Origin of the sequence: Geodermatophilus siccatus (genome assembly GCF_900103785.1) — a bacterium.
Taxonomy (GTDB): domain Bacteria; phylum Actinomycetota; class Actinomycetes; order Mycobacteriales; family Geodermatophilaceae; genus Geodermatophilus; species Geodermatophilus siccatus.
Genome location: NZ_FNHE01000002.1, coordinates 512,869 through 531,828, shown reverse-complemented (window position 1 = coordinate 531,828; position 18,960 = coordinate 512,869). Strand labels below are relative to the sequence as shown.

19 protein-coding genes and 1 riboswitch are annotated in these 18,960 nt (G+C 75.5%); of the genes, 12 read left to right on the top strand and 7 right to left on the bottom strand.

Annotated elements, in window-relative coordinates; genetic code table 11:
• The first annotated feature begins 19 nt into the window (after positions 1 to 19).
• On the top strand, positions 20 to 877 hold the full coding sequence (locus tag BLS21_RS05675) for an alpha/beta fold hydrolase (RefSeq protein WP_245700081.1): 858 nt from the start codon (positions 20 to 22) through the stop codon (positions 875 to 877).
• Positions 878 to 946: 69 nt separating this feature from the next.
• Here BLS21_RS05675 and BLS21_RS05670 read toward each other — a convergent pair whose 3' ends face one another.
• Complete coding sequence (locus BLS21_RS05670; RefSeq protein ID WP_245700080.1) at positions 947 to 2,551, bottom strand: PHA/PHB synthase family protein; 1,605 nt, start codon at positions 2,549 to 2,551, stop codon at positions 947 to 949.
• Positions 2,552 to 2,880: 329 nt separating this feature from the next.
• Here BLS21_RS05670 and BLS21_RS05665 point away from each other — a divergent pair, with 329 nt between their 5' ends.
• Together BLS21_RS05665 and BLS21_RS05660 are read left to right on the top strand one after the other, a co-directional pair.
• Entirely contained in the window at positions 2,881 to 3,726 is an 846-nt protein-coding gene (locus BLS21_RS05665; RefSeq protein WP_091214944.1) for an MEDS domain-containing protein, read from the top strand.
• Positions 3,723 to 4,661, top strand: a complete 939-nt coding sequence (locus BLS21_RS05660) for a sensor histidine kinase (RefSeq protein WP_091214941.1) — start codon at positions 3,723 to 3,725, stop codon at positions 4,659 to 4,661. Before BLS21_RS05665 ends, BLS21_RS05660 begins: the two co-directional genes overlap by 4 nt.
• Positions 4,662 to 4,727: 66 nt before the next feature.
• Here the strand turns inward: BLS21_RS05660 and BLS21_RS05655 are convergent, their stop codons facing one another.
• The 5 genes from BLS21_RS05655 to ureA form a co-directional block, all read right to left on the bottom strand.
• Positions 4,728 to 5,237 carry an HD domain-containing protein gene (locus tag BLS21_RS05655; protein WP_091214938.1) on the bottom strand — a complete coding sequence of 170 codons (510 nt, stop codon included), beginning with the start codon at positions 5,235 to 5,237 and terminating at the stop codon, positions 4,728 to 4,730.
• A gap of 299 nt (positions 5,238 to 5,536) precedes the next feature.
• Entirely contained in the window at positions 5,537 to 6,886 is a 1,350-nt protein-coding gene (locus BLS21_RS05650) for an MFS transporter (RefSeq protein WP_091214934.1), read from the bottom strand.
• On the bottom strand, positions 6,883 to 8,547 hold the full coding sequence (locus tag BLS21_RS05645; RefSeq protein ID WP_217636002.1) for an amidohydrolase: 1,665 nt from the start codon (positions 8,545 to 8,547) through the stop codon (positions 6,883 to 6,885). Before BLS21_RS05645 ends, BLS21_RS05650 begins: the two co-directional genes overlap by 4 nt.
• Before the next feature lie 20 nt (positions 8,548 to 8,567).
• Positions 8,568 to 10,256, bottom strand: a complete 1,689-nt coding sequence (locus BLS21_RS05640; protein ID WP_091214929.1) for an urease subunit alpha — start codon at positions 10,254 to 10,256, stop codon at positions 8,568 to 8,570.
• Complete coding sequence (gene ureA, locus BLS21_RS05635; RefSeq protein ID WP_091214926.1) at positions 10,253 to 10,831, bottom strand: urease subunit gamma; 579 nt, start codon at positions 10,829 to 10,831, stop codon at positions 10,253 to 10,255. Before ureA ends, BLS21_RS05640 begins: the two co-directional genes overlap by 4 nt.
• A 227-nt stretch (positions 10,832 to 11,058) precedes the next feature.
• A riboswitch (SAM riboswitch) is annotated at positions 11,059 to 11,153 on the top strand.
• On the opposite strand from ureA, the gene BLS21_RS26410 reads away from it, so the two are divergent.
• The 7 genes from BLS21_RS26410 (at position 11,147) to BLS21_RS05605 (ending at position 16,963) form a co-directional block, all read left to right on the top strand.
• A complete protein-coding gene (locus tag BLS21_RS26410; protein WP_425431580.1) occupies positions 11,147 to 11,233 on the top strand; it encodes a putative leader peptide in 87 nt (28 codons plus the stop codon). (Overlaps the previous riboswitch by 7 nt.)
• 179 nt (positions 11,234 to 11,412) lie before the next feature.
• Complete coding sequence (locus BLS21_RS05630) at positions 11,413 to 12,447, top strand: methionine ABC transporter ATP-binding protein (protein WP_091214923.1); 1,035 nt, start codon at positions 11,413 to 11,415, stop codon at positions 12,445 to 12,447.
• Complete coding sequence (locus tag BLS21_RS05625) at positions 12,444 to 13,103, top strand: methionine ABC transporter permease (protein ID WP_091214921.1); 660 nt, start codon at positions 12,444 to 12,446, stop codon at positions 13,101 to 13,103. Before BLS21_RS05630 ends, BLS21_RS05625 begins: the two co-directional genes overlap by 4 nt.
• A 55-nt stretch (positions 13,104 to 13,158) precedes the next feature.
• On the top strand, positions 13,159 to 13,980 hold the full coding sequence (locus BLS21_RS05620) for a MetQ/NlpA family ABC transporter substrate-binding protein (RefSeq protein ID WP_091214918.1): 822 nt from the start codon (positions 13,159 to 13,161) through the stop codon (positions 13,978 to 13,980).
• 179 nt (positions 13,981 to 14,159) lie between these two features.
• On the top strand, positions 14,160 to 14,570 hold the full coding sequence (gene mscL, locus BLS21_RS05615) for a large conductance mechanosensitive channel protein MscL (RefSeq protein WP_091214915.1): 411 nt from the start codon (positions 14,160 to 14,162) through the stop codon (positions 14,568 to 14,570).
• 706 nt (positions 14,571 to 15,276) lie between these two features.
• Positions 15,277 to 16,662, top strand: a complete 1,386-nt coding sequence (locus BLS21_RS05610; RefSeq protein WP_091214912.1) for a carotenoid oxygenase family protein — start codon at positions 15,277 to 15,279, stop codon at positions 16,660 to 16,662.
• Positions 16,663 to 16,768: 106 nt separating this feature from the next.
• The gene (locus BLS21_RS05605; RefSeq protein ID WP_091214910.1) at positions 16,769 to 16,963 is read left to right on the top strand and encodes a hypothetical protein; all 195 of its coding nucleotides are present in this window, start codon (positions 16,769 to 16,771) and stop codon (positions 16,961 to 16,963) included.
• A 145-nt stretch (positions 16,964 to 17,108) separates the two neighbouring features.
• Here the strand turns inward: BLS21_RS05605 and BLS21_RS05600 are convergent, their stop codons facing one another.
• Complete coding sequence (locus BLS21_RS05600) at positions 17,109 to 17,312, bottom strand: cold-shock protein (RefSeq protein WP_091214907.1); 204 nt, start codon at positions 17,310 to 17,312, stop codon at positions 17,109 to 17,111.
• A 260-nt stretch (positions 17,313 to 17,572) separates the two neighbouring features.
• Between BLS21_RS05600 and BLS21_RS05595 the strand changes: the two genes are divergently transcribed.
• Complete coding sequence (locus BLS21_RS05595) at positions 17,573 to 17,824, top strand: hypothetical protein (RefSeq protein ID WP_091214904.1); 252 nt, start codon at positions 17,573 to 17,575, stop codon at positions 17,822 to 17,824.
• A 137-nt stretch (positions 17,825 to 17,961) separates the two neighbouring features.
• The gene (locus tag BLS21_RS05590) at positions 17,962 to 18,945 is read left to right on the top strand and encodes an NAD-dependent epimerase/dehydratase family protein (RefSeq protein WP_091214902.1); all 984 of its coding nucleotides are present in this window, start codon (positions 17,962 to 17,964) and stop codon (positions 18,943 to 18,945) included.
• Positions 18,946 to 18,960 lie beyond the last annotated feature (15 nt).

Sequence of the window (18,960 nt, the reverse complement as noted above, 5' to 3'; positions counted from 1 at the left end):
GCAGGGAGGCCACACGACGGTGCGGGCCGCGGACGGCACGCGGCTGCGCGCCTGGACCAACGGCGGGGACGGCGTCCCGGTCCTGCTGTGCAACGGTCTGGGCGCGCCGCCGGCGGCCTGGCCCCGGGTGGTCGAGCGGGACAGCGGCTTCCGGGTCGTCACCTGGGCACACCGCGGTCTGGCCGGCTCCGAGCGGCCGGCCGACCGCAGCCGGGTGCGGGTCGAGGACCACGCCGACGACGCCCGCGCCGTCCTCGACGCCTTCGACATGCCGTCGGCGACGGTGGTCGGCTGGTCGCTCGGGGTCAACGTGGCCTTCGAGCTGGCGCTGGAGCAGTCCTCGCGCGTCCGGTCGCTGCTCGCTGTCGCCGGCGTGCCGGGCGGGAGCTTCTCGGCGATGTTCGCCCCCTACGGCCTGCCGCGGCGGCTGCGGGCGCCGGCAGGCCGGCTGAGCAGCCGGCTGCTGCCGGTCGTGGGTCCGCTGCTGCCGGTGGTCGTGGCCAGCCTGCCGCCGTGGCACGAGCTGCTGACGCCGGCCGGGTTCACCGGGCCCGCGCGGGAGGCCACCCACCCGGCCGCGCTGTACCACGTGCTGCACGAGTTCTCGCGGCACGACTGGCGCTGGTACCGGCACCTGGCCCTGGCCGTCGCCGAGCACGCGCCGCTGGACGTCGCCGGGGTGAGCTGCCCGGTCACGTTCGTGGCCGGCCGCTACGACACCCTGGTCGACCCGGTCGACGTCCGGACGGCGGCCGAGGCGGTGCCCGGCGCCCGGCTCCGCACGCTGGCGGGCACCCATTTCGTGCCGCTGCAGTACCCCGAGGTGATGCGCGCGGAGCTGCAGGCCCTCGTCGCCCGCGAACCCCGCCACCGCTAGCACCGCGTCCGGCGGCGGCCGGTCGGCGCCCCGGCCCGGCCCGCTGCCGGACCGGGGCGCTGACCGCCGCTAGGCCCGGGCCGGCACCCGGTCCCGGACGTAGGAGCCGGGCGCCGGCTCCAGGACCGGGTGCTGCGCGCTGCCCAGCGTCTCCGGTGCGGGCACCTCGTCGCCGGAGCGCTCGATCGCCCACTCCGACCACGGTTCCCACCAGCTGCCGGTGTGCTCCTCGGCCGCCGCGCGCCAGGCGTGCGGGTCCGGGCCGGGCGCCCCGCCGGTCCAGTACTTGGCCCTGGGGTTGCCCGGGGGGTTGACCAGGCTCTGGATGTGGCCGCTGGAGCTGAGCACGAAGGTGCTCGGCCCCGACAGCAGCTGGGTGGTCCGGTAGCAGCCGTACCAGGGGGTGATGTGGTCGGTGAGCGCCCCGGTGACGAACGTGGGGAGGGTGATCCGGCTCAGGTGGACCGGCGTCCCCAGGACCCGCAGCGCCCCTGGCTTGACCAGGGCGTTGTTGCCGAAGATGTCGAGGAACTGCTCGTGCAGCCGAGCGGGCAGGTTCGTCCCGTCCGCGTTCCAGGCGAGGACGTCGAACGCGGGCGGGTCCTCGCCCATGAGCCACTGCTGCACCAGGTAGTTGAAGATCAGGTCGTCCGGGCGCATCCAGGTGAACATCGACCCCATCTGGCGGGCGGTGATGACGCCGCGCCGGCTGGAGTTGCGCCGGGCGACCTCCAGCATCCGCGGGCCGGAGAAGGCGCCGAGCGGAGCCTGGCTGGAGAAGTCGAGCAGGGTCACCGCGTAGCCGGCGGCGTGCACCCGGTCGTCGCCGGTGGCGGCGAGGTGGTTGAGCGCCGTCGTCATCACCTGGCCGCCGGCGCACAGGCCCAGGGTGGTGGCGTCGGGGGAGCCGGTGACCTCACGGGCCACGTCGACGGCCGTGAGGACGCCCTGCGCGTACTCGTCCAGGCCCCACTCGGACTGCTCCCTCGTCGGGTTGCGCCAGCTGATCATGAAGACCTGCAGGCCCCGGCTCACCGCGTACTCGACGAGGCTGCGCCCCGGTCGCAGGTCGAGGAAGTAGAAGCGCCCGATGGGCGGCGGCACGATCACCAGGGGCCGTTGCCGGACGCGCGGCGTCGAGGGGGTGTACTGGATCACCTCGATGACCTCGTCCCGGTGGACGACGGCGCCCGGGGTGATGCCGAGGTCCTCGCCCACGGTGAAGGCGCTGCGGTCCACCTGGCGGGGCAGCCCGCCGTTGCGCACGAGGTCGTGGAGCATGTTCCGGAACCCGCGGACGACGCTGACCCCGGCGGTGTCGAAGGCCCGCTTGAGCGCGGCCGGGTTGCCCAGCAGGGTGTTCGTCGGCGCCATGGCGCTGGTGAGGGCGTTGAGCACGAAGCGCACCTGCTCGACCTCGCGCCAGTCGGCGCCGCCGGCCTCGAAGTCCTCCACCAGGCGGCCCAGCGACGACGCGGCCGCCACGTAGGACTGGGCGAGCCGGCGGTACCCGGGGTGCAGAGACCAGGCGGGGTCGGCGAACCGCTTGTCCTTCGGGGAGGGCGCGACGTCGGCGGTGCCCCGGAGGATGCGCACGGTGTCCCGCCCGAGCCGGACGGCCTCCCGCGCCATCGGCCGGGGCTGGGTGAACGTGGCGACCAGACCCCGGGCCATGCCCCGCGGAGAGGGGAGGCCGACGGGCTCGCCGCCCTCCACCGGAGCCGGCGTGCCGGGATCCTCCGGCGCGAGCCGGTCCTCGGCTGCCGGGCGCGGCCGGCCGGATGTGCGCGGACGGGGCGGGGTCGTCGTCACGGTGCCTCCGTTGTGAGCTGGGTCACAGGCCCTCCGACGGTAGCCCGTCTCCTCGGTGCCGGGCACCCCCTGCGACGGCCGCGGGTCCGCGCCCGCCGGGCCGGCGTCGGACCTCCCGCCCCGGCCCGTGCGCCGGGTCTGTGACGGCCGGCCCCTCCCGTACGAGCGGACCCGGCGGTAACGTCGCCGACGTGAGCGCCCTGCGGAGGCTGGACGCCCCGATGGGTCTGCGCCCCGGCGACCACGTCTGCTGGACGTTCGTCGACGCCGCGGACTTCAGGGCCGCCGTCCTGCCCTTCCTCGACGAGGGACGACGGCTCGGCGAGCACCTGCTGCTCGTCGGGGCGTCGCGACCGGAGCTGCTGCGGGCCCTGGCACCGCTGCCGGGCCGGGACGAGATGCTCGCCAGTGGGCAGCTGGAGGTGCGCAGCACCGCCGAGGTGTACGCCTCCGGCGAGCAGCTCTCCCCGGCCGAGCAGGTGGCGGCGTACCGGAGCCTGGTCGATGCGGCCCTGGCGCGCGGACGCACCGGCCTCAGGGTCGCCGCCGACGTCACCCCGCTGGTCCGCGGCGGGGACGACGGCCGGACACGGCTGCACGTCTACGAGCAGCTGGCCGACGCCCTGATGGGCAGCGTCGCCATGACCGCGCTCTGCCTGTACGAGGCGTCGCTGGGGGCGGAGGTCCTCGGACCGGTGACCCTCCTGCACCCCGACCAGCACTGCGGCGAGGAGGAGCCCCTCGCCCACCTGTCCGGGCGGGGCCGGGCGCTGTCGCTGCACGGCGAGGTCGACGTCACCCAGGCCGACGGTCTCGTCCGCGCGCTCGTCGACGTCGCCCGCGGCACCCCTGGTGAGGTCGTGCTCGACCTGTCGGACCTCCGGTTCCTGGACGTCGCGGGCGCCCGCGCGCTGGCCCGGGCCGCCCAGGTGCTCCGCGCAGCCGACGTGCAGCTGCGGCTGGTGCGGGCCCCCCGGACCGCCGTCCGCTGTCTGGGGCTGTTCGGCCTGGACGGCGGGGAGACGGTGCCGGCGTGAGCCGAGTCCGCCCGACCGGCGACTGGGACGGGAGGAGCTTCGCCCACGAGGCCTTCGCGTTCAGCGCCGACCAGGAGCTCGTCGACCGGGTCGTCCCGTTCGCGGTGGAGGGGTTGTCCCGCGGGGAGCCGGTGCTCGTCGTCGCCGGCGAGCGGGTCCGGACGCTGCTCACCCAGGAGCTCGGCGCGGACGTGCGCCGCCTGGCGACCTTCGCCGCCGCGGAGACCTGGTGGCAGGGCGGGCACCGCACCCTGCACGCCTACGACCGCGACCTCCGCGCCCTGCAGGCCGTGGCGCCGACCTGGCGGCTCGCCGCGGAGCCGACCTGGCTGGCCCGCGACGACGGGCGGGAGTGGAGCCGGTTCGAGGCCGTCGCCAACCGCTGCTACGCCGACCTGCCCTACTACAGCCTGTGCCTGCACGACCGGCAGCGGCTCCCGGCGTCGGTCCTCGACGCGGTGGCGCGCACCCACCCGCTCACCTGGGGTGGCTCCGCTCCGGTCCCGGAGCCGGCCTACGAGGGCCCGGAGCAGTTCATCCGGTCGGTGCACCCGGTCTGGGCCCAGCGGCCGGCGCGCGCGTCCGTCGCGGTGCTGACGACGCCTCGGGAGGCGCGCCGCACCGTGTCGGCAGCGGCGCTCGGCTGGTGGCCGGCGCGTGTCGGCGACGTCGTCCAGGCCGCCCACGAACTGGTGGTCAACGCGCTGCGCGTGGCGGCCTTCGCCGAGGTGTCGTCCTGGACCGACGGGGACACCCTCGTCGTCGAGGTCGCCGACTCCGGGCCGGGGCTGCCGGACGAGACCCTCGGCTACGTCCCGCCTCCCGTGGGCCCCGACGGCGGCCGGGGCATGTGGCTGGCGTGGAGCCTGGCCGACGACGCGGCCGTCGACTCCCACCCGGCGGGCACCGCCATCCGGCTGTTCTTCCACCGCTGAAGGGGGCCACCTCTCCCCCCACGCCTCGCGGGCTCGGCGCGGGACCCTGCGAGGTGGCGGACCGGGTCAGACGAGGACGCGGCGTCCGGAGCGGGTGTCGGCGGCCTCGGCGGCCAGCAGGATCCGGCGGGCCGGGCGGTAGCGGCCCTCGCGCAGACTGCGCGCCTTGTCGGGGTCGACCCGCGCCAGCTCGGCGTTCGAGGCGAGGTTGTGCGCGTTGTCGGCCAGCTTGACCAGCCGGCCGAGCGGGTGCGCCGCGGCCCGGCGGATCAGGCCGGCGATGTAGGGCTCGCCGGGGCGCCGGGTGACCGCGTCGATCGCCTCGACCACGACCTCCGGGACGCCGAGGGAGCGGAGGCGGTCGAGGTCGTAGCGCCGGGTGGGGTCGGGGTGGTCGCGGGTGTCCTCGACGATGTCGTGCAGCGCGCCGGCCATCTCGGCGTGCGGACCGTGGGGGCGCAGGGCCTCGGCGATCGGCCGCAGGTGGGCGAGGTAGTAGTCGCGGCCCTGCTTGTCGACCTGGCCCTGGTGCGCGTGCAGCGCCAGCAGGTGCGCGTCGGGAACGGTGAACCCCACGCTCCGAGGCTAGGCGCTGGGTGTGACACGGCTGCAGCAGCCGGCCGCGGGGCACAGGGCGGTCGCGGTCACCGGCCGCCGGGAGGACCGCCTCGAGCAGCCGCTGGAGGGGTGCCCGGCCGAGCGCGCCGCGGCGTTCCCCGCCGAGGACGTCGCGCCGCCGGTGCGGTTCCTGGCCAGCGACGTGGCCGGCTGGCTCACCGGCGTGGTCCCTGCCCGTGGACGGCGGCCCAGCGCCTCCACCGGCAGCCGCACGTGCAGCCGACCCGCCCGCTCCCGCCACCGTCGGGCGACGGATCTCAGTCCACGACCACCTCGTCGCGCACGCGCATGCGCTCACCCACGAACCCGCCGACGGCGGTGACGAGCGACACGGCGATCAGCAGGGTCGCGGGCACCCACGGGTCGTCGCCGATGCTGCTGGTCATGGCGGTCGCGATGAAGGGGAGGAACCCGCTGAGCGCGCCCGCGATGTTGTAGGCCAGTGCCACCCCGCTGTAGCGGTACCGGGCGGGGAACAGCTCGGCCAGCAGGGCCCCGGTGACGGCGTACGCCACGGAGAGCGCGGCGATCCCGACCGAGATGGCGAGCACGACGGCGACGGGCGAGCGCGTCGTCAGCAGGGCGAAGACCGGTAGCGCCAGGACCGCGCTGGCCAGCCCGCCCCAGAGCGTCACCCGCCCCGGGCCGAGCCGGTCGGCGATCCGCCCGAACAGGACGATGACGGCCATCTCAACCACGGCGGCCACCAGCGTGGCGTTGACCATGAGGCTGCGGGACAGGCCCAGGGTGTCGACGCCGTAGCTGATCGCGAACGTGGTCAGCACGTAGAACCCGCCGACGCCGAGGAACGCCGCGGCGATGGCGACGACCAGGCGGACCCAGGCGTGGGTGAAGACCTCACCGGCCGGGATCTTGGGCCGGTCGGCCTCCTGGGCGAGCATCTGGTCGAAGACCGGCGACTCCTCGACGCGGCGGCGGATGTAGAAGGCGACGACGAGCAGGGGGAAGGCCGCGAGGAAGGGCAGGCGCCACCCCCACGAGTCGAACGTGGCGTCGGTCAGCAGCAGGACCAGGGCGAACGCCCCCGATGACATCAGCGTGCCCACCGGGGAGCCGAGCTGCGGCAGCGCGGCGTAGCGGCCGCGCTGGTCCGGCGGGGCGTGCTCGACGGCCAGGGTGACCGCGCCGCCCCACTCGCCGCCGACGGCCACGCCCTGCGCGAGGCGCAGCAGCACCAGCAGGGTCGGCGCGGCGACGCCGATGGCGGTGTAGTCCGGCAGCAGACCGATCAGGCCGGTCGCCGCGCCGATCAGGACGACCGTGATCAGCAGGGCGGGACGGCGGCCGATGCGGTCGCCGACGGCGCCGAAGACGACCGCGCCCACGGGGCGGGCGACGAAGCCGACGCCGAAGGTGGCGAAGGACGCCAGCGTCGCCGCCGCGGGGTCCAGCGTGCTGAAGTACAGCCGGTTGAAGACCAGGGCGGCGGCGGTGCCGAACAGGAAGTAGTCGTACCACTCGAGGGCCGTGCCGACGAAGGCCGCGAAGGCGACGCGGCGGGCGTCCTGGGCGCTGACGTGGACGGGCGCGCCCACGGTGGCGGAGGTCCTCGCCGTGCCCGGTGACGAGGCGGTCGGGTCGGTCATGCCTGCGCTCCCTCGGGTGTGGTGGTCGGTGCCGGGAGGTCCCGGCCCGCGAACAGGCCGGTGTCGTGCACGGGCGCCCCGGCGAGCAGCGTCGCCAGGACGCCGATGGCGCCGATCCGGTCGGCATCGACGCGCAGCGGGTCGTCGTCCAGCAGCACCAGGTCGGCGAGCTTGCCGCGGGCGAGGCTGCCACGGGTCTGCTCGTCGTGGCTGGCCCAGGCCTCGTCCAGGGTGTAGGCCCGCAGCGCCTGGGCGGCGCTCACCCGCTCGTCCGCCCCCAACAGGACCCCGCCGGACGACAGGCGCTCGACCATGGACTGCATGCCGAGCAGCGGGGCACCGGGGGCGACCGGCCGGTCGGAGCTGCCGGGCACCCGCAGTCCGGCGTCCAGGAACGAGCGGTGCCGGTAGAGCCAGTCCACGCGCCGGGGCCCCACCGCGGCGGCCATGGTGTCCCCGATCGCGTACAGGAAGCGCGGCTGCGGGACGGGTACCACGCCCAGCTCGCCGAAGCGGGCGAGCTGGTCCGGACGGACCAGGCCGGCGTGCTCGACGCGGTGGCGGACGTCGGCGCGCGGGTGCACCCGGGCCGCCTCGGCGAACGCGTCCAGCGCCAGCTCCACGGCGTCGTCGCCGATGGCGTGCGCGGCCACCCGCCACCCGGCGCGGTGCGCGTCGACGACGAGGCGGCGCATGACGTCCGGATCGTCCTGGAACACCGCGGTCCCGTGGTCGCAGAAGGGTTCGGACAGCGCGGCCGTGCGCCCGATCAACGACCCGTCCAGCCAGATCTTCATGGGCCCCAGCCGCAGCCGGTCGTCGCCGAAACCGGTGCGCAGCCCGAGGTCGAGCCCCACGTCGATGCCGTCGGCGGGGTGCGCCCGGAGGCGGTGCAGGGTGTCGCCGGCGACCATCAGCTCGACGCGGGTGCGCAGCAACCCCCGGTCCCGGGCGACCTGGTAGGCGGCCGCCTCCACCGGCGTGCGGCCCAGCAGGCCCAGGCCGATGCCGGCCTCGACGACGTGGGTCAGCCCCTCCGCGGCGTAGACCTCGCTCGCCCGGCCGAGCGCCGTCGCCACCTCCTCCACCGGGTACGGCTTCACCAGGTCGTCGACGAGCGCCTGCGCGCGCTCCTGGAGCAGCCCCGTGGGCTCGCCGGACCCGTCGCGGACGACGACACCGCCCTCCGGCTCCTCGGCGCGGCCGTCCAGGACACCGCAGCGTCGCAGCACCTCGCTGCTCACCGCGCTCATGTGGCCCGAGCGGTGCTTCAGCCACACCGGGCGGCCACCGCCGGCCCGGTCCAGCAGGGAGCGGTCGGGGTGGGCGCCCATGACCGTGTCGTCGTAGCCGGAGCCGACGACCCACGCGTCCGCGGGGAGGCGTGCGGCGTCCCGGGCCACGGCCTCCTCGACGCCGGCCAGGCTGGTCGTCGCGGACAGGTCGATCTCGCCCAGCGACTGGCCGAACCAGGCCATGTGGTTGTGCGCGTCCCCGAAGCCGGGGACCACCACGGCACCCTGGCCCTCGACGACCGTCCGGGCGGGCAGGTCCACGACCTCCTCGTCCAGGCCCACGACCCGACCGCCGAGGACGCCGATCGCCGACGCCGTCGGTCGGGCGTCGTCGACGGTGTGCACGCGGACGTCCCGTAGCAGCATGTCCAGCACGGTCGCTCCGTTCAGGCCAGGTGGTGCAGGCGGGTGAGGGGCAGGTCGGTCACGCGGTGCACGGGCACGGGACGCCCGTCCACGAGGACGGGACCCGGCTCCGTCGGCACGGCCACCGCGGGCAGGGCGGTGTTGGCGACCATGTCCGCGCTGGTCAGGCCCCGGCTCGCGCGGATGGCGGCGTAGCGCACGCCCTCGGGCAGCGCCCTGCGTGCGTCGGCGTCCGCGAGGCACTGCTCGGAGACGAACACCCGCGAGAGCCGGCGCGGCGCGGCCCCGAGGCCGCCGAAGTACGGCCGCAGCACGCGCGGCTGGGTCAGCCGGGTGGAGCCCGAGCCGGACCCCGAGGTCCCCCACGCGACGAAGCCGGACTTGAGGACCAGCTCCGGTGCGGTCCCGAAGGTGGCCGGGTGCCACAGCACGACGTCCGCGAGCCGCCCGGGCGTCAGGGAGCCCACCTCGTGCGCCATGCCGTGGGCGATGGCCGGGTTGACGGTGGTCTTGGCCAGGTAGCGGAGCACCCGCTCGTTGTTGACGTGCCCCGGCCCGGCCTGACCGGCCAGGTGCGCCTGCACGTGGGCCAGCTGCCAGGTGCGCCGGGCGGTCTCCGCGATCCGGCCCATGCCCATCGAGTCGGAGTTCACGATGCTGATGGCGCCCAGGTCGTGCAGGGCGTTCTCCGCGGCGATGCCGTGCTCGCGCACGCGGCTCGTGGCGATGGAGACGTCGCTGTCGATGCCGCGGGACCCGCGGTGGACGGTCAGCGTCATGGGCAGCAGCTCGTCGACCGTCGCGACGGTCAGCGGCAGCGTCGGCGTGGTCGAGGAGGTCAGGACGTGCGCCTCGCCCACCACCTGCAGCAGGTCGGCGTGCCCACCACCGCCCTCGACGTGGTAGGCGTGCACCGTCCGGCCGCGGGTGGCCGACAACGTGTCGGCGAGGGCGCCGGACTCGTTGAGGGTGTCCGTGTGCAGGGCCACGGGCAGGTCCACGTCGTCGGCCACGCCGAGGCAGGTGTCCACGATGCGCGGGGTCGCGCCCCAGTCCTCGTGGATCTTGAACCCTCCGGCCCCGGCGAGGACGGCACGCTCGAGCAGCTCGGTGGACGACGTGGACCCCCGGGCGAGGAAGGCCGCGTTGAGCGGGGTGTCCCGCCACCCCTCGATGAGCGTGTGCAGGTTCGCGGCGGGGTTGGCGCCGACGTCCCACACACCGCCGATGCCCATGCCCACCAGCGAGGTCACCCCGGCGGCGAGGGCCGCGGGGGCGATCTCGGGGCTGGACAGGTGCACGTGGGAGTCGACGACGCCCGGGGTGGCGATGAGGCCCTCCCCGGTGATCATCGCCGTGTGCGAGTCGACGACCAGCTCGACGCCGTCGGTGGTGTCCGGGTTGCCGGCCCGGCCGATCCCGACGATGCGGCCGTCCTTGACGCCGATGCTGGTCTTGCGCACCCCGAGCAGCGGGTCGACGACCACGACGCCGAGCACCACCATGTCCAGGGCGCTGTCCCCGGGGGCGCGGTCGGTCACGAGCAGCCCGTCCCGGGCCGTCTTGCCGCAGCCGCCGAGCAGCTCGTCGCCGGGCTCGGTGTCGTCGGCCTCGATGCGCACCCACAGGTCGGTGTCGCCCAGGCGCAGCAGGTCACCGGTGGTGGGGCCGTAGAGGCCGGCGTAGCGGGCGTGGGAGATGCGGCTCACCGCTGACCTCCGCGGGCCACCACGGGCACGACGGAGGTGGTGCCCGGCGGGAACTCCCGGCTGACCCCGGCCGGCAGGTCGAGCCGGAAGCCACGCACCGCGTCGCGGTCGAGCTCGACCGCCGGGTTGACCTCCTCCAGGGGGAAGTGCGAGGAGATCCACACGGAGCGGTCGCTGCGGTTGGTGACCTCGACCGTGCGCCGGAGCCGGCCCGGCGCCAGCTCGACGTCGCCGTCCTGCGCGAGGACGGCGCCCGGACCGGTCGGGTCGGCCGGGCCGAAGGGCTCGGGCACGTGCACCAGGGACGTGCCGTGGGGGAACAGCGCCTCCACCTGCACGCTGGGCACCGTGGTGGCGACCCCGGGCAGCACCTGGTCGGCCGCGACCACGCTCCGGGCCCGCCGGACGACCTCGTGGAGCGGCAGCCCGTCCCAGGCCATCTCCAGGACCTCGTCGCAGACCAGGGCGATCGCCTCGGTCGCGCCCAGGCGCGCGCCCCGGGTCAGCCGCCGGCGGGCGAGTTCGGCGGCGCTGAAGAGCAGCAGGCGTTCCTGCTCGCGGGGGGTCAGGTGCACCGCGGCCTCCGGGGTCCGTGCGGTGGGAGGTGTCGAGCGCCACGGTGCTCCTGACCTCGGCGTACGGCAATCCGCGGCGTGCGGCCGGGATCCGCTCGCGCCCGCCGGTCGTGGTCGGCCGCGCGACCGGGGGGACTCCCGGGGTGCTGCCGGACCCGCCGCCTGTGGGCGAGGTCGCAGGTCCGGCGTGTCGGTCGGGCCGGTCGGCTCAGTAGAGTCGATGGGCAACGCCATCCGGAGCGGCCGAGAGACCTGGCTCGACGACGCCGCAGCAACCCCCCGCCCCGGCGGACGAGGGTGCTACTGCCAGGACCGATGGAGGACGCGATGACAGGCCCAGCGCCCACGTGGGCCCGCCGGCACGTCGACCTGTGCCGCACCGCCGCGGCCCTGTGTCGCTGACCACCCGGGCCGCGTCGCGGTAGCCGCCCCGCCGTCCGGGGCACACAGCCGCTGGCGCGTCGTTCCCCGCGCCGCCCCGGACGCCGTCCGGCCGTCGTGCGGCCCTGCCCGGGGCTGCCCGTCGACCGCCGCCGTCCGGATCCCGTTCCCGCCTGCTCACCTCCGAGGACTGCCCGCCCGTGATAGATCTGCACGACGTCCGCAAGGTCTTCCCCGCCCGGAGGCGGTCCGGGGAGGTCGTCGCCGTCGACGGCGTCACCCTGCAGGTCGAGGCCGGTGAGTTCGCCGGCGTGGTCGGCCCGAGCGGGTCGGGCAAGAGCACCCTGGTGCGCCTGGTCAACCTGCTGGAGCGGCCCACGTCGGGGTCGGTGACCGTCGACGGCCGGGTGCTCACCGACCTGCCGGACGACCAGGTGCGGCAGGCCCGCCGCTCCATCGGGATGGTCTTCCAGCACTTCGAGCTCCTCGACTCGCGGACCGCGGCCGGCAACGTCGAGCACCCGCTCGAGCTGGCCGGCGTCGGCCGGGCCGAGCGCCGCCGCCGGGCCGTCGAGCTGCTGGACCTGGTCGGGCTGGGGGAGCGGGCCGACGCGCACCCCGGGCAGCTCTCCGGCGGGCAGAAGCAGCGGGTGGCGATCGCCCGGGCCCTGGCCGTCCGCCCGAAGGTGCTGCTCTGCGACGAGGCGACCTCCGCCCTGGACCAGGCCAGCACCACCGGCGTGCTGGAGCTCCTGCGCCGGGTGCGCTCCGAGCTCGGCCTGACCGTGCTGCTCATCACCCACGAGATGGCGGTGGTCAAGGCCGTGTGCGACAGCGCCGTCCTCCTCGAGCGGGGCCGCGTCGTGGACAGCGGCCGGCTCTCGGAGGTCCTGACCCGGGAGCACTCGCCGCTGAGCGACGCCCTGCTGCCCGCGCCGCTCGCCGACGCCGGCGCCGGCCACAGCGGGGTCCTCCTCCGGGTGACCGTCACCGACCGCACGCCCGAGACCGTCGTCCTGCAGACCCTGATCGGGCAGCTGGGGCTCGCGGTGGAGGTCGCCGGCGGTTCGGTGGAGACCGTCGCCGGGGGCCGCTACGGCCGGTTGCTGCTGCGGGCCACCGGCGACCTGAGCCGGCTGGACGGGGCGCTGCGCGGTCTGCGCGACGACGGCGTCCTCATCGAGGCGGTACCCCGGGACACCGACGCGGTGGCGGCGACGGGTGCGGGCCGATGAGCGACTGGACCCGCGTCTGGCCGCAGCTGGTCGAGGCGACCGGTGAGACGCTGTACATGGTCGGGGTCTCGGCCCTGCTCACCGTGCTGCTCGGCATCCCGCTCGGGATCCTGCTGACCGTCACCGCCCCCGGCGCGCTGACCCCGCAGCCGCTGCTCAACCGGTTCCTGGGGCTGGTGGTCAACCTCGGCCGCTCGCTGCCGTTCATCATCCTGCTGTTCCTGGTCGCGCCGGTCACCCGTGGCATCGTCGGGACGACGATCGGCTCGACGGCGGCCATCGTGCCGCTGACGATCGGCGCCGTCCCCTTCCTCGCCCGCCTGGTGGAGACCAGTCTCCGGGAGGTCGCGCCCGGGAAGGTCGAGGCGGCGATGTCCATGGGCGCGCGCCGCCGGGACGTCGTCCGCACCGTGCTGCTGCCCGAGGCGCGGCCCTCGCTCATCGCCGGGATCACGGTCACCGTCGTCGCGCTCATCAGCTACTCGGCGATGGCCGGCGCCGTCGGCGGTGGCGGGCTCGGCGACTTCGCCATCCGCTTCGGCTACCAGCAGTTCCGGACCGACATCACCCTGCTGACCGTCGTCCTGCTGCTCGGGATCGTGCAGGCCCTGCAGTGGGCCGGCGACCACTGGGCGCGCCGGCTGGCGCACGTCTGACCCTGCGGTGGCCGGCCGGCCACCGCCCCCACCACGTCCGAGGAGGACCCCCGTCATGCGTTCCCGTCGTCTCACCTCGCTCCTGGCCGCGTCCGCGGCGACCGCCCTCCTGGCCGCCTGCGGCGGTGGCGAGGCCGAGCTGTCCGCGGCCGACGAGCCGCTGCGGGTGGGCGCGTCCCCGGTGCCGCACGCCGAGATCCTGCGCTTCGTCGACGAGAACCTGGCCGCGGACGCCGGCCTGGACCTCGACATCGTCGAGTTCACCGACTACGTGCAGCCCAACGTCGCGCTGGACGACGGGTCCCTGGACGCCAACTACTTCCAGACCATCCCGTACCTGGAGGAGCAGGAGGCCAGCGCCGGCTACGACTTCACCCCGCTGGCCCCGGTGCACATCGAGCCCCTGGGCATCTACTCGCAGTCGCTGACCGACCTCGCGGCCCTCCCCGACGGCGCGACCGTGGCGATCCCGAACGACCCCACCAACGCCGCCCGGGCGCTGCGGCTGCTCGAGGCCAACGGGCTGATCACCCTGGCCGACACCGGCGACGCGGCGCCGACGTCGATGGACGTCCAGGACAACCCGAAGGACCTGAAGATCTCCGAGGTCGAGGCCGCGCAGGTGCCCCGGTCGCTGGCCGACGTCGACATCGCGGTGATCAACGGCAACTACGCCATCGAGGCCGACCTCGTCCCGGCCGAGGACGCCCTCGCGCTGGAGTCGGCCGAGGGCAACCCCAACGCCAACCTGCTGGTCGTGCGGACCGGCACCGAGGACGACGAGCGGATCCAGCAGCTCGAGGGGTTGCTGCACTCCGCCGAGGTGCGTCAGTTCATCGAGGACACCTACGAGGGCGCGGTCATCCCCGCCTTCTGACCGTCGCCGCGCAGGGGCCGGCCGGGAGTTCCCGGCCGGCCCCTGTCGCGTGCGGTGCCGGTCGTGGTCCGCGGGAACGGTCCGGCGGCGAGTAGCGCCGCGCGCGGTGGGAAGTGACGGGTCCGGGCCTCCGGGCCCGTCAGCCCCGGGCTCCGGCGCCCACATCAGCAGGAGGACACGTGCGCACGCTGCTCACCAACTTCCGCAACTTCGCCTTCTCCGGCAGCCTCATCGACCTGGCCGTGGGCCTGGCGATCGGGGCGGCGTTCGCGACGGTCGTCGAGTCACTGGTGGGCGACGTCATCCTGCCGCTCGTCGCCGCGATCTTCGGCGAGCCCAACTTCGACGCCCTCGTGCTGACGGTGAACGGCGCGGAGATCCGCTACGGGTCGTTCCTGACGGCGCTGGTCTCGTTCCTGCTGCTGGCCCTCACGATCATGTTCCTCGTCCAGGCCGTCCGGCGCGCCACCGGCCGGGAGACCGCCGGCGCGCAGGGCAGCCGGGAGTGCGACCACTGCAAGAGCTTCATCCCGGTGGACGCGACGGTGTGCATGTTCTGCACGCGGGACGTCGACCCGATCATCACCTGACCGGACCTCGCCGGGGACGTCGCGGGCGGGGGGCACGGGGCCCTGTCCCTGGCGCAGCCACCGGAACAGCGTCCGGTCCGGCTCCCACGACCGCCGCCGGGCCCGGGGAGGGGACCCCGGGTGGCGGGGGACGGCGGCACGTCGGGCACCCCGTGGACACTGCCCAGCCCGGACGGCGGGAGGGAGCCGGGAGGTCAGGAGAGCCGCCATGACCAGGACCCGCACCGCGCAGCGCCAGGCGATCGTGGCCGCAGCGCTGCTCCTCGTCGCCGGCACGCCGACCGGGACGGCAACGACGCCACCGCGGCCGACCCGGCGTGGACCTCGCTGCGGTCGGCTCCGCCCCACCCGGAGAGCCCCGGCGGACACGGCTGCGTCAGCTCGGCCGTCGGCGGGACCCCGAGGAGCCGTTCGGTCCCGGGCAGCTGGACGGGCGATCCGCAGCACCGTCACGAACACCACCCGGGTCCACGACGACGCGGGGGCCTGGCTGGACGACGTCGCCGACGCGCGGGTCCGGCTCGGGGTGCACTTCCGCGACCCGGTGGACGACGGCCGGGAGATCGGCGCCGGGGTCGCCGACGAGTCCCGCCGGCGGACGGCTGAGGCCGGCGCCGCCGGCTTTCCCGCGCGACGCCGGAGGGCCACACTCCCGGGTGCAGGGCGACGACACGGATCGAGGCCGACGACCGCCGGGGGGACCGCGATGCCCGACCACCCGATGCTGGACGCCGGCCGGTTCCTGGAGGGGCCGTTCGCGCCGGTCACGGAGGAGGTCACCGCGTTCGACCTGCCGGTGACCGGGACCCTCCCTCCCGAGCTGCACGGGCGGTACCTGCGCAACGGGCCCAACCCCCTCGGCCTCGACGACCCGGTCCAGCACTGGTTCGTGGGTCCCGGCATGGTGCACGGCGTCCGGCTGCGGGACGGTCGGGCGGAGTGGTACCGCAACCGCTGGGTGCGCTCGCGGCAGGTGGCGGAGGCGCTGGGGGAACGGTGGGCCGGGGGGCCGGTGCACGCCGGCATGGACTTCGCCGCGAACACCCACGTCATCGCGCACGCCGGGCGCACGCTCGCCACCGTCGAGGCCGGCGCGCTGCCCTACGAGCTCACCGACGAGCTCGACACCGTCGGTCCGTGCGACTTCGCCGGCACGCTGCCGGGCGGGTACGCCGCGCACACCAAGCTCGACCAGCGGACCGGGGAGCTGCACGCCGTCGCCTACTTCTGGGGATGGGACCACGTGCAGCACGTCGTCGTCGGCCCCGACGGGCGGGTCAGCAGCACCACCGACGTCCCGGTCGCGGACGGGCCGATGATGCACGACTTCGCCCTGACCGAGCGGCACGTCGTCCTGCTCGACCTCCCGGTGACCTTCAGCATGGCCGCCGCGGCCGCCGGCTCCTCGCTGCCCTACCGGTGGGACCCGGAGCACCAGGCCCGGGTCGGGCTGCTGCCCCGGGAGGGGACCGCCCGCGAGGTGCGCTGGTTCGAGGTGGACCCCTGCTGGGTCTTCCACACGCTCAACGCGTACGACGACGGCGACCGGGTCGTCGTCGACCTCTGCCGCTACGCGGGCTCCTACGACCTGTCCGCCCTGTCCGGGCAGGGCCCGCTGACGCTGGACCGCTGGACCGTCGACCCCGCCAGGGGCAGGGTCGGCCGGGAGTGCCTCGACGACCGCCCGCAGGAGCTCCCGCGCACCGACGAGCGGGTGGTCTCCCGGCCGCACCGCTACGGCTACAGCGCGGTCACCGCGGAGGTCAGCCGGGCCACCGTGCAGATGGACGGCACCTTCGCGGACGACGCGTTCGCCGACGCGCTGCTCAAGCACGACCTGGCCACGGGCGGCGTCGAGGTGCACCGCTTCGGCCGCGGCGTCACCGTGGGCGAGGCCGTGTTCGCGCCCTCGGCGCCCGACGCGGCCGAGGACGAGGGCTACGTCCTGGCGTTCGTGCACGACCCCGACCGCGGAGCCACGGACCTGGTGGTCCTCGCGGCCCAGGACTTCACCGGCGCACCGGTCGCCCGCGTCCACCTGCCGGTGCGGGTCCCGCTCGGCTTCCACGGCAGCTGGGTCGCCGACCGGTGAGCCGCCGCCGTCCCCGGCGAGGGGGCGGCCAGGGCACGATCAGCGGTGTCGCCGACGAGCAGCGTCGGCGCTCGCAGCCGGGCGAGCCGGTACGGGAGGGGCGACGATGGCGCGGAGTGACTTCCACGTGGCCCTGGCCAACGCACTGGACGTCGCCATGCCGCCGGAGGTGCCGCAGGAGTACGACATCGAGGCCGTGGTCGACCAGTGCATCGCGCTGCTGGAGCGGGCGGGATGGCGGTTCACCCGGACGCGACCCACCTCTGCACCTCCCGGCCGGCGCCCGCCGCGACCGGTGTGACCCGAGCGCCCCGCGGCCGGCCCGCGGGACCGCGGTGGGCGTGCCGCAGACGAGGGAGGCCCCGCGGTTCCCGACCGCGGGGCCTCCCTGGTGAACGTGCGTGCGGGAGGGGCACGGCGGAGTGTCGCCGTGCCCCTCCCGTCGCTCAGATCGCGCGGACGTTCTCCGCCTGCGGGCCCTTCTGGCCCTGGGTGACGTCGAACTCGACGCGCTGCGCCTCGTCCAGTGACCGGTAGCCGTTCCCGGTGATCGCCGAGTAGTGGCAGAAGACGTCGGCGCCGCCGCCGTCCTGCTCGATGAAGCCGAAGCCCTTCTCCGCGTTGAACCACTTCACAGTGCCCTGAGCCATGTCGTTCTCTTCTCCGTGCTGTCGTGTCAGGACCGACCGCTGTCGGTCCTGGGGCGCCGCACCGACCGGCAGGACCGAGAGGAACGTCAGGCAGAGACGACTGCGGACGTCCGAGAACGAAGCAGAGGCACAACGGCGACCGAGTCCAACTGTACGGGCTGCAGCACCGGTGCGGGGCCGTGCCCGGGAACGCGAGGCGGATCTCACCCGGGGAGCGACGGCCGGTGCCGCCGTGCCCGCCCGCGCAGGAGGCTGTCCCGATGGACATCACCACGGTCAACGACCGCCACCTCTACCAGGGCCGGGTCGTGGTGCAGGACCCGGCCGACCCGTCCCGCCAGATCGAGCTGCCGAGGAGGGTCGTCCGCTTCGGGCCGGCCGGCTGGCTGACGGTGATCGCCGCCCTGACCGGGGACGCCGAGATCGAGCTCTACCCGATCGGCCGCGTCCTGGCGGTCACCGACCTCCGCGAGGCCGGGGTCCCCGGCCACGACCCGGGTGCCGGTGGCTGAGCGTCGCACCGCGAGCGGACCGGCCCGGCCGGGACTGCGGGCGGGCGCAGGGTCCCCTCCCGGGCGCGTCCGCCGGTGGCGACGGCCCCGACGGCGGGCGGGACCCGGGCCGGGGTGTGCCCTGGGACGATCCCGCCATGGCGGATCCGCGGACGACGACGAACGACGGAGCGGCGCGGGCGGCCGACTCCTCCGGCGTGCACGCCGTGGTGGGTGCCGGGGGAGCGACCGGCCGGCGGCTCGTCGCGCACCTGCGCGCGGCGGGGTACCGGGTGCGCGCGGTCACCCGCGACGGCCGCGACGTCGGCACGCCCGGCGTGGAGACCGCGGCGGCGGACGCCACCGACGGTGCGGCCCTGGCCGCGGCCTGCCGGGACGCGGCCGCCGTCTACCACTGCGTCATGCCGGTGCTCGCCCGGTGGACCAGCGAGTTCCCCGTGGTCACCGACGCCCTGGTCGACGCCGCTGCCCGCGTCGGCGCACGTCTGGTGTACGCCGACGACACCTGGATGTACGGGCGGGTCGACGGCCCGATGACCGAGGACACCCCGTGGCGGCCGGTCGCTGCCAAGGGCGTGCTGCGCGCCTGGATCGCCGAGCGGGTGCTCTCCGCCGGCGCGGCCGGACGTCTCCCGGTCGGCGTCGTCCGTGCGGGGGAGCTCTACGGGCCCGGCGTCCGGTCGGTCGTCGCGGGCAACGTGTTCCGCGCCGCGCTGCGCGGGTGGCCGGTGCAGTGGCTCGGGGACCCGGACCTGCCCCTGACGCCCACGTTCATCGACGACTTCGCCGCCACCCTGGCCGCCGTCGGGACGGGGGATGCCCCGGCAGCGGCGGTGTGGCACGTGCCGCACCCGGGCGTGACCACCGGCCGGGCGCTCGCCGCGGAGGCGTGCCGCCAGGCGGGCACCCGGCTGCGGCTGGTGCGGCACGGGAGCCGCCGGGTGCGCGCGCTGGGCTCCGTCGTCCCGCTGGCCCGGGAGGGAGCCGAGCTGGTGTACCAGTTCGAGCAGCCGTTCGTGGTCGACGGCAGCCGGGCCGCCGGGGCCTTCGGCCTCCGGGCGACCCCGTACGAGGAGGGGGTGCGCCGGACCCTGGCGGCGAGCTCCGCTCCCGGCCGCTGAGGCCCGGCCGGCGCT